A 9,278-nucleotide genomic window follows, 5' to 3' on the forward strand; every position below is an offset into this window, starting at 1 on the left:
CGTCGTCATGGTGTGCTGCTCCTCTGCTCTGAGCGATGTCGAGTTCTCTGGGGGGATCTGGCGCGGACGGGGTGGGCGGGCTACGTGGCCATGCAGCCGCCGTCGACGAGGAGCGTCTGCCCGGTCATGGAGTAGCTCGCGAGTCCGAGACGTCGCACCGCACCGCAAGGGCTTTCCGGCCCAACTCGTCGGCTTTGGCTGCACCGGCCCCGGCAGCAGCCGCTCCTGTTCGGGTCTGAGGCCCCAGCAGTTCCCGGCGATCCGGGGGACCGCTGCTGGGGGCCTACTTCGGTACGACAGCCGCCGTGGCGAGTTCGGCGTCCATCGACGGGTCGAAGGAGACGAGCTCGGCGCGGAACGACTCACCCCCGTTGCGCAGTGGTGTGAGTTCTCCGTCCCGCATGAGGGTGTCGGCGTTTCGTGCCCAGTCCTCAGGGGTGGCACTCTCGACCCGGACCCGAGGCATCGCGCTGAAGGCGGTCCGGACGGCTGACACCCCGGCCACCTGGAAAGTCTCACCGTGCACGGTGGTGTCCTGGTGCGCGAGCCAGGTCACAAAGGCGGCGACGGCGTTCGCCGGGAACTGCTCCCGCAGAAGCTTCACCACTGCCGGGTTGTCGAACGCACCCTCGGTCATCGGGGTCCAGGCCGATGGCATGACGGTTGTGACCTGCACTCCGACAGCTCCGGCCTCTTCGACCATGCTGTTGCCGAACCCCCAGATCGCCGCCTTGGCGGCGTTGTACGCCGACAGATGTGACGTGCCGAGCATGCCGTGCGACGAGGTATTGATCAGTCGGCCGCTACCTGACTCGATGAGATGTGTCATCGCGTGGCGTGATACCTCCACGGTGCCCTTGACGTGAGTGTCGAAGATCTTCCACCACGCCTCGCCGTCCATCTCCCAGAGGCGACCAAACCCCACGATACCGGCGTTGTTGATGACGATGTCCAGGCGGCCGAACTTGTCGACGGCCGTGCGAACGAGGTCCGAGGCATTGGTGACGACATTGTTGTTGTCGGCCACAGCTGTCCCACCAGCGTTCGTGATCGACTGCACGGTATCGGCGGCGGCTCCAGTGGAGATGTCGTTGACAACGACTCTGGCGCCCCGGGATGCCAGCGTCACCGCGTATTCGCGGCCCATGCCGGATCCTGCTCCGGTGACGATCGCGACACGTTCGTTGAAGTCGAGCCTGCTGGTTTCCGTCATTGCTCTGTTCATCCTTCATTTGATCAGCAGCGCACCGCTTGCACTGGCCGGGTAGGGGCCCGGCTCAGATCGGAATCCTCGCCGAGGAGCGCGGTGGCCACAGCTTCGTCTCGATCAGGTCCCGGGTTGCCCGCACGTCCGCGCGCTGCGCCATGGCCCTGCGGAGCAGCAGCATCGCGCGTGGCCAGTTGACGGTCAGGCTTCCCCTCAGCACGCCCTGCTCATCGGCATAGAGCACGGCCGCCTTCGTCTCAGCTCCGTCGAACTCACCGACCGACTCCACGCGCGAGCCGTCCATCGGGCGCCCGATGATCTGCGTCTTCCAGTCGTAGAGGTCGCTCCAGACGTACTCGACGAACTGCTCGACGCTCTCGACCGTGGCTCCGCAGAGTCGTCGGCCGACCTGGTTCGCGTGTTCCACCGCACGGGTCCAGTGCTCGACCCTCCGCGGCATCCCGGTGTCTGGATCCGTCCAGCACGCCACATCGCCGACAGCGGAGACGTCGGAGGCGCCGATCGCCCGCCCTTCTTCATCGCAGAGCACGCCGTCGTCGAGGGGGAGACCGGACCCCGCAAGCCACTCGACATTCGGCTTCGCGCCGATTCCGACAACGACCACCGTCGCAGACAAGTCGGTGCCGTCGTCGAGCAGGACATGAAGTCGGTCGGAGGACCGAGTGATCGACGCGACTCCGGACCCGAAGTGCGTCTCCACATCATGACGGTGGTGGAGCCTGGTGAATTCGCCTCCGACCGCCGGTCCCACAACGCGGCCCAGGGGCGTGGGCAGCGAATCCACCATCGACACCCGCAAGTCCAACGCCCTCGCAGCAGCCGCCACTTCGGAGCCGATGAAGCCGGCGCCCACGACGACGACATGGCCGTCTTTCACTCGACCCTCGTCATGAAGAGCCCGTCGCAGTCCCATGCAGTCGTCGAGATCGCGCAGCACGTGCAAGCCGGTCAGCCGACCCCACGGCGACGGCCGCGCGGCGGCCCCGGTCGCGATCACCAACTGGTCGTAGGACAGCTCCTGGCCGTCCTCGAGCGCGACTCGTTTCCTCCGCGAATCCAGCCGGACGGCTCGGACACCGAGCGACAGTTCGATCTCGCTCGCCACCGCCTCTCGCTCAGTGATCAGTGGCGTCGACCGCACCGCACCACGAACGGTCAACATCTGCTTCGACAGCGGCGGCCGGTCATAGGGCAGATGTGGTTCCTCACCGACCACGATGACCCGACCGCGCCATCCCTCCGCGCGCAGCGCCTGGGCTGTACGGATGCCCGCCACCGAGGCTCCGACGACAAGCGCAGTTCCGTTCATCTGTCCACTCGCAGCGCACTGACCGGGCAGGAGCGCGCGGCATTGTCCGCTCGCCCGAGCGCACTGTCAGGAACGTGTTCCTGGATCACGACGACGACTCCTTCGTCGTCGACATCCAGGAATTCCGGTGCAGCGATCACACAGTTTCCGTAGCCTTCACATCTCGCTTTGTCGGCGCGAATGACGGGCACGAGTGTCTCCCCTTCTCCGGAACTCGCTCAATGGACCACGACGGGCAGGCTGTCCAGAGCCCGGGTGATGTTCATGATCCTTCGGCGCGGCTCGCCGGCCGGTTCCCACCTGTCGACACGGCGCGCCAGCGCTTCGAGCACCGCGTGTGCCTCCAGTCTCGTCAGCCCCTGGCCCGGGCACGAGTGGGTTCCCAAGCCGAACGCGACATGGTCGACGTTCTCGCGCCGGACGTCGAAACGATCCGGATCGGGGTATCTCCGCTCGTCCCGGTTGGCGGCGCCGTAGAGGACCACCACCCTGACGTTCTCCGGTATGGAGACGCCCTCAGCGGAGTACGGCCGATGCGTGACCCGCGTGAAGACCTGCACCGGCGACTCCATCCGGAGCACCTCGTTGAACGCGCCGGGAATGAGTGAGTGGTCTGCGCGCACCGCCTCCCATTGGTCCGGGTTCTCCATGAAGAGCTGGACCGCACTGCCGATTGCGCTGATGGTCGTCTCCATGGCGGGGAGCGCGTAGCTCGACATGAGCGGCACCACTGCCTCTTCGGGGATATCGCCTCGCTCGGCGGCCTCGTGGATCGTCGTGGCGAAACCTCCGGGCACCATCCGCTCGCGCGTGCAGGTGGTCGTCAACCAGCCGAAGAGCTCCTCGACGACCGGCAGTGAACCCTGCATGCGCTCGTTCGCGGGGCCGTTGACGTTGCCGAAGCCCTCGGCCCACTCGAGCAACCGATCGCGCCCTTCGGCAGGAAAACCCAGCAGGTCCAGAACAATGGCGACAGGCACCGCACGCGCTAGCTCGGTCACGGCGTCGAAAGATCCCCGCGCAACGAGGTCCTCCACGTGTCGGTCGGCTCGCTCGGTGATGTCGGCTCTCAAGGTGCGCAGCGATCGCGGCGCGAGCCGTTCGGCCAGCACTGCGCGCAACTGATCGTGGTAGGGCGGGTCCGATGCGATGATCGTGCCCTGAAATGCTTGGTTCAAGATGTCGTTCAATCCGACGCCGTCGGCCGAGGAGAAGGTCTCCCAGTCGGTGAGTGCGTCCGTCACCTGGGCGTACCGGGCCAGTGCGACGACACCGTACTGTGGCAGTTCGACGAGCGGCCCCATGTCCTGAAGCCGGCGATAGTACGGATACGGATCCGCGAGAACTTCGTCGGAGAAGAGGTCGATGTCGCTGGTTGGCAGGCCGAGTCCGGTGGTGGTCATCTCGCTGGTCCTCTCACTTCATTGTGATCTAGACGGCGTGTGGACGTGACGTCAGCAGCGGTTCGCGGGCCGAGATCGAGACGCCGCTCGAGCTGACTCGCACCGGTTCGATGGTCTCGATCGGAACCGGTGCGAGACGAGTCCTCAGCGGCCGGCGAGGAAGGCGGACACGAGCTCGAGCGTCGCCTCCATCTGCTCGACCTGGGGAATGTGCCCCGAGCCCGGCAGGACGTGCACGGTGCTGCCGGCGATCCGCTTGCCGTACTCATGCGCGTAGGACGAGGGGATGATCCGGTCGTCCTCGCCCCAGACGACGAGGACCGGGGCGCTGATGCGGTGCAGTCGTCGCACCAGGCCGCGGTCTGGTACCGGCCACAGGAACTTCGCGCCGCATCCCATGGTCCACGTGAGGTGGGCCAGAGCGTCGACGGCTGCGGTCGCGTCTTCGGGGAGTGCCAGCATCGCCCGGGGGCGATCCGCGGAGGGGTCGCTGAACAGCAGGCTCGGCAGGTTCGACGGCGGGCCGGTGAGTACCTCGAGCGTCCAGGGCTTGTCGGTGAACCAGAGGCCGGCTGGACCCAGGAGTGCTACCTGACCGAACAAGTCCGGGAAGCAGGAGGCGAGCTCGGCGGCCAGCATGCCGCCGAAGGACTGGCCGATGACCGGTGCCCCGTGAACGCCGAGCTTGCGCAAGGCCTCCTCGTACACCAGCACGAGATCGAAGATGTCGTCGACCTTGTGGATGGCGAACGGGTCGTCGGCGCTGGTACCCGGCAGCTCGGGGGCGTAGACGGTGTGGGTGCGGGCCAGCTCGTCGAGGAAGTCGTCGCGGACGAAGCCGCCGAGCGGGTGCAGGTAGATCAGTGCCGGGCCGGTCCCGAAGACCTTGACCTGCAGCCGGATCTGGTCACCCCAGGTGCTGACGGTCCGGGTTTCGATCATGGTTGGTGTGCTCATGTCAGCCGCGCTCCTGCCGTCTCCGCTTGCTTGTTCGACGCCGGCTGACCGCCGAGGGCGACGGGCCACCAGCGGTTGTCCTCGTCGTACTCCGACCAGATGGGCCGCAGATGGGGCGCGACCTCTGCCGCGAACAGGTCGATGTTGTGCTTGGTGAGCTCGATCGGCATGGAACCGACCTGCAGGAACACGAGCAGGTTGCCCAGCCGGAAGCTCCGCGCGTAGTCCGCGAGGATCTCCCGTACGGTGGCGGGGCTCCCGGCGACCACCACGCCGGCGCCGACGGCATCGGCATAGGACGGGGCCGCGAGGTCGGCGGGCGGAGACGGCCGCGACATCAGGGCCTTGAGCCCCTGCGGGCTGATCCCGCCGGGTAGCGCGAGCCGGTGCATCGGGATCCGCCCGATCCCGCGCGCCAGGCTGTACTCGACGTGCCGGGCATAGAGGCGTTCCGCGTCCTCGTCGGTCTCGCCGACCAGCACCGTGACGGCCATCGCCACTCGGTAGGGGTTCGCGTCGAGCCCCATCTGGGCGGCCATCGACCACATCGAGTCGAAGATCGGTGCGGCGGCGATCTTCGGGTCGCTGCCCAGCGCGACCAGGTTGAATCCCAGGTCGCGCTCGAGGGCGAACCGGGTGGTGTGGGGATTCCCGATTCCGGTGATGCTGATCGGCGGGTGCGGGTCCTGGTAGGGCCGGGGCCAGATATTCACGCCCATCGACTGGAAGTAGCGCCCGTTCCAGGGGAACGGTTCGCGCTCGGTCCAGGCCCGGAGTATCAGCTCCAGGTTCTCGTCGTAGCGGCTGCGGGTCTCGATCGGTGGGACGCCCGCGTTGACGTTCGCGTCGTAGGCCAGTCCGACCGGGAACCCGGGCAGCAGTCGGCCCCCGCTGAGACAATCCAGCCAGGCCAGCTCCTCGGCGACCCGCAAGGGCTCGCGGCTCTTGCCCAGGGACCGCCCCAAGAGCGAGATGCCGACCGGTAGGCCTTCAGCGCCGGTCGCGTACGCGAGGGCCGCGGCACCGAGGTCGGGGTTGGGGTTGATGTCGTAGGAGCTCCCGCCGTGCTCTTGCAGGGCGACGGCGTCGAATCCGGCGCGCGCGGCATGCATGGACTCGTCGAGAGCGGCACGCAGGTCGGTGTGCAGGAGGTCTCGGTCGACTAGCTCATAGAACGGGTTGGTGACGACGGACTCGGAGTGCCGGTCTGTGAAGTCGTCCGGCAGGTGCCGATACGGGACTTGCTGGAGGTAGGTGAGTTTCATCGTTCCTCTGCTCGGCTCAGGCGGGGACAGCTGATGACGTCACGCCCGCGTCGCTCCAGATTTCGAAGTCGCGGCGACGGTCGAGGCGCTCGGCCAGGGAGGGGCGTCGCGCGTGTGGGGGATTCGACTGTTTGTCGGCGAAGACACCGGCATGGAAGATCAACGGCGCGGCGCTCGGATCGTGCCCGAACGCGACGACCTCGCCGATGAACAGGGTGTGGTCACCGGCCTCGACGCTCCGCCACGGCAGACATTCCAGCCAGGCGGCGCACTCCCGCAGGCGGGGCACGGACGCCTCGGCCTGCCACGGAACGCGCAGGGCGTCGCTGGGTCGTCCCGCGAAATGCACCGCCACGTCGCTCTGGTGAGCGCCCAGGATGTTGACCGCGAACGGAGCGCCTTCCAGGCCGGTCCGTGCCCGCGCGCCGGCACCGATCGACACCAGCACGAGCGCAGGGTCCAGCGACACCGATACGAACGAGTTGACGGTGGCCCCTCGACGGCCGTCGGGAGTGTCATAGGTGACGACGGTGACTCCGGTGGGGAAGGCCCCGAGGCACCTGCGGAACTCGAGCTGCTCGGTACGAGCGCGCGACTTCGAAGACATGGCACCGCTCCTCACGCCGTGCGTAAGACTCGACTCGGCACGAAGCGGGGAGATCCCCTGAGGTGGCTCCGCGTCGAGCACCCGAATGTGGATGTACCGTTACATTCGCAGTTCTGTCCGCCGACGTCAACACCCACGTCCAGATCACTTCCAGCGGATGCCGTGCGGCCGGGGCCTAAGCTGGGTGGATGACCACGCCCTCGCCCGAGATCCCCGCCGCAGTGCAGGAGCGCAGCAGGCGGACGCTCAAGAGGATCTACGAAGCGGGCACCCTCCTGCTCGAGCTGCACGGACCGAGCGCGCTCACGGTCGCGAACGTCGCGGCCGAGGCAGGAGTGTCGACCGGCAGCGTCTACCGTCGGTTCGGCTCGAAGGAGCAACTGCTGGCCGTCATCCAGTACGAGTTCGTCGAGGACTTCAAGGCCGAGCTGGCACGCAGGCTCGCCGACGAACGGCTGGTTTCCGCAGCATCGGTGAGTGAGGTCGTCGATATCGCCGTCCGGGGTTTCGTCGAGACTTTCCAGGCTCGTCAAACGCTGCTTCGGGTCCTGATACTGGTGTCGACCGAGAACCAGGCGGCCCTCGAGCTGGGGTCACAAGGGGCTAGAGAGTGCGGCGCAATGTTCCGCGAGGTGCTGCTGAGGGTCGCGGACCAGGTCAAGCGGCCCGATCCGGAGGCGGCGATCGACCACGCCTACCGGAGCATGTACTCCATGTGCGCCTTCCGGGCGATGTTCGGGGAGAACCTCGAGTCCGGCATGCCGGCGCCGTGGCCCGTGATGATCGACGAGATGGCAGTCGCCATATGCGCCTACCTCACCGCTGAGCGGTGACCTGGTGGCTTGGTTGTAGGAGATCCGGCCGAGAAGTGCTCGCCGTCGGGGGACACCTCGTCCTGTGCGGGCAGGAAGGCTCCGCCGGGTCGACCTTGCTGGTCAACGGGGCCTCACGGGACTTCTCGGCCAAGGCCCGGCTGCGCTCCTGATCGCCCTCGCCCGCGAAGTACCGCGCGGACAGGGCGTTCATCTCGGCGAGGTCCTCGCTCATCGACGCCGGGCGCTCGCGCAGCGGCAGGTCCTTCGTCTCGGCGAGCGCCGCCGGTGCGCCGAGCCGCAGCATCTCGACGTATCGGGCCACCTCGGCGTCGACGTCCGCCGCCGCCCGGGTGAGGAGGCCGACCTCGGTCGCGCGGCGCGCGTCGGACACCTCGCCGGTGAGGAGGACGCACGACCCGGTCACGCGGCTGATACGACCGTCGGCCAGCAGGATGCCCAGCCCCCAGTCGTCGACAACGCAGTTGTCGGACACGATCTTCAGGTCGGTGACCTTGGAGCGGTGTAGCGTCGCAATCGGAGTGGATGGGTTGCCGCAGAGCCCGAAGCCGCCGACCGCCGGTGTGGCGCCGTCGTGGATGTCGGACAGCGCCGCTTCGGCGGTGACCACCTGGTCGACGATTCTCCTTCAGCCCGCAAGGGCTGTGACGGTGCGCGACGGGCTCGGGCGGCCGAGGTGCTCGGCAAGCCACACGCTGGTCTCGACCATCTTCTGGAGGTCGATCCCGGTGTCGATGCCCAGGCCGTGCAGGTGCCAGAGCAGGTCCTCGGTGGCGAGGTTTCCAGTGGCGCTGCCCGCGTAGGGACACCCGCCGAGGCCGCCCGCCGAGGAGTCGATGATTGTGACACCGCGCCGGAGCGCGGCGAAGGTGTTCGCCAGGGCCTGCCCGTAGGTGTCGTGGAAGTGCACGGCGAGGGAGTCGAGCGGGGTGCCATCGGCGACGAGTGCGTCGAGCAAGGCGACGACTCGGCCGGGGGTTGCCACTCCGATGGTGTCACCCAAGCTCAGCTCGGTGCAGCCCAGCCGCATCATGCGAGTGGCGACGTCGACGACCTGGGGGACGGGGACCTGGCCCTCCCAGGGGTCCCCGAAGCACATCGACAGGTAGGCGCGCACCCGCACTCCGGCCTCGCGGGCCCTGGCCACGACCGGAGCGATCATCTCCAGCGACTCGTCGACGGAGCGGTTGAGGTTGCGCCTCGAGAAGGTCTCCGTGGCCGAGGCGAACACGGCGATGTCCTGCACACCGAGGTCGAGCGCCCGGTCCAGCCCGCGCTCGTTGGGCACGAGGACCGGGTATCGGACACCCTCGGCCGGGGTGATCGCCCTGAGCAGGTCCTCCGCGTCGGCGAGCTGGGGCACCCATCTCGGGTGCACGAAGCTCGTCGCCTCGACGAGGGTGTGCCCGGCGTCGACCAACCGGTCGACGAACTCCGCCTTCGCCTCGACGGGCAGCGTCGTCGATTCGTTCTGTAGGCCGTCGCGAGGCCCGACCTCGCAGATCGTGACCCGCGGGGGGAGGGGATGGCCGTCGAGGGGTGTCACACCGAAGTCCATGTCATGCGTTCCTGATTGCTGCGGCATCGGCGAGCCCGAGCCGTCCCGCGGACTTCTCGCGCATCTCGACCTTGCGGACCTTGCCGGTCACCGTCATCGGGAACTCGTCGACGACGAG

The 9,278-nt window shown here is 67.7% G+C and carries 10 protein-coding genes; 1 reads left to right on the forward strand and 9 read right to left on the reverse strand.

From position 1 onward, the window contains the following. Positions 1-283 precede the first annotated feature (283 nt). From ABD993_RS36330 to ABD993_RS36360, 7 genes are all read right to left on the reverse strand, one after another. Positions 284-1,213 (reverse strand): SDR family NAD(P)-dependent oxidoreductase, encoded by a 930-nt coding sequence (locus tag ABD993_RS36330; RefSeq protein WP_345428916.1) that lies wholly within the window; start codon positions 1,211-1,213, stop codon positions 284-286. Positions 1,214-1,277: 64 nt separating this feature from the next. Beyond that, positions 1,278-2,537, reverse strand: a complete 1,260-nt coding sequence (locus ABD993_RS36335; RefSeq protein ID WP_345428918.1) for an NAD(P)/FAD-dependent oxidoreductase — start codon at positions 2,535-2,537, stop codon at positions 1,278-1,280. Beyond that, positions 2,534-2,728, reverse strand: a complete 195-nt coding sequence (locus ABD993_RS36340) for a ferredoxin (RefSeq protein ID WP_345428919.1) — start codon at positions 2,726-2,728, stop codon at positions 2,534-2,536. The genes ABD993_RS36335 and ABD993_RS36340 overlap by 4 nt, the downstream gene beginning before the upstream one ends. A gap of 27 nt (positions 2,729-2,755) precedes the next feature. Continuing rightward, positions 2,756-3,940 carry a cytochrome P450 gene (locus ABD993_RS36345; protein WP_345428921.1) on the reverse strand — a complete coding sequence of 395 codons (1,185 nt, stop codon included), beginning with the start codon at positions 3,938-3,940 and terminating at the stop codon, positions 2,756-2,758. 144 nt (positions 3,941-4,084) lie between these two features. After that, positions 4,085-4,897, reverse strand: a complete 813-nt coding sequence (locus tag ABD993_RS36350; protein WP_345428923.1) for an alpha/beta fold hydrolase — start codon at positions 4,895-4,897, stop codon at positions 4,085-4,087. Further along, entirely contained in the window at positions 4,894-6,162 is a 1,269-nt protein-coding gene (locus ABD993_RS36355) for an LLM class flavin-dependent oxidoreductase (protein ID WP_345428925.1), read from the reverse strand. The genes ABD993_RS36350 and ABD993_RS36355 overlap by 4 nt, the downstream gene beginning before the upstream one ends. Positions 6,163-6,178: 16 nt before the next feature. Continuing rightward, the gene (locus tag ABD993_RS36360) at positions 6,179-6,769 is read right to left on the reverse strand and encodes a flavin reductase family protein (RefSeq protein WP_345428927.1); all 591 of its coding nucleotides are present in this window, start codon (positions 6,767-6,769) and stop codon (positions 6,179-6,181) included. A gap of 188 nt (positions 6,770-6,957) precedes the next feature. Here ABD993_RS36360 and ABD993_RS36365 point away from each other — a divergent pair, with 188 nt between their 5' ends. Then, complete coding sequence (locus ABD993_RS36365; protein ID WP_345428928.1) at positions 6,958-7,602, forward strand: TetR/AcrR family transcriptional regulator; 645 nt, start codon at positions 6,958-6,960, stop codon at positions 7,600-7,602. Here the strand turns inward: ABD993_RS36365 and ABD993_RS36370 are convergent. Together ABD993_RS36370 and ABD993_RS36375 are read right to left on the reverse strand one after the other, a co-directional pair. Beyond that, positions 7,586-8,212 (reverse strand): CoA-transferase, encoded by a 627-nt coding sequence (locus tag ABD993_RS36370; RefSeq protein WP_345428930.1) that lies wholly within the window; start codon positions 8,210-8,212, stop codon positions 7,586-7,588. The genes ABD993_RS36365 and ABD993_RS36370 overlap by 17 nt on opposite strands. Positions 8,213-8,230: 18 nt before the next feature. Next, entirely contained in the window at positions 8,231-9,160 is a 930-nt protein-coding gene (locus ABD993_RS36375; protein ID WP_345428932.1) for a hydroxymethylglutaryl-CoA lyase, read from the reverse strand. Positions 9,161-9,278 lie beyond the last annotated feature (118 nt).

This window comes from Pseudonocardia xishanensis, from assembly GCF_039541715.1.
Classification (GTDB): domain Bacteria; phylum Actinomycetota; class Actinomycetes; order Mycobacteriales; family Pseudonocardiaceae; genus Pseudonocardia; species Pseudonocardia xishanensis.